General features: G+C 32.6%; 1 pseudogene. It reads right to left on the bottom strand.

The annotated features are described in order from the left end of the window. A pseudogene (locus V6260_RS18870) lies at positions 1–192 on the bottom strand (substrate-binding periplasmic protein); the annotation flags it as partial. Between the last annotated feature and the right edge of the window lie 32 nt (positions 193–224).

Raw genomic sequence — 224 nt, 5'->3', positions numbered from 1 at the left:
GTCAATTTTAATATTTAAATTACGTTCAATAAAGGTTAAATATTCAATATCTAACCCTGTGAACGTATCGCTTTTCTCATCAAATATAGTAAAAGGCGGGTAGTGAGTAGTTACGCAGCGCAGGGATTTACTTGGCGCTGCAAATAATAGCGGAGGTAAAGATAAAGCTAAAAACAGAAATATTGCGCGCATAAACACAAATCAAAATTTTTTTATAAGTATAG

Origin of the sequence: Pseudoalteromonas aliena (assembly GCF_038155085.1) — a bacterium.
Taxonomy (GTDB): domain Bacteria; phylum Pseudomonadota; class Gammaproteobacteria; order Enterobacterales; family Alteromonadaceae; genus Pseudoalteromonas; species Pseudoalteromonas aliena_A.
The sequence above is the reverse complement of the archived record's forward strand: the minus strand, read 5'-3'. Positions and strand labels throughout refer to the sequence as shown.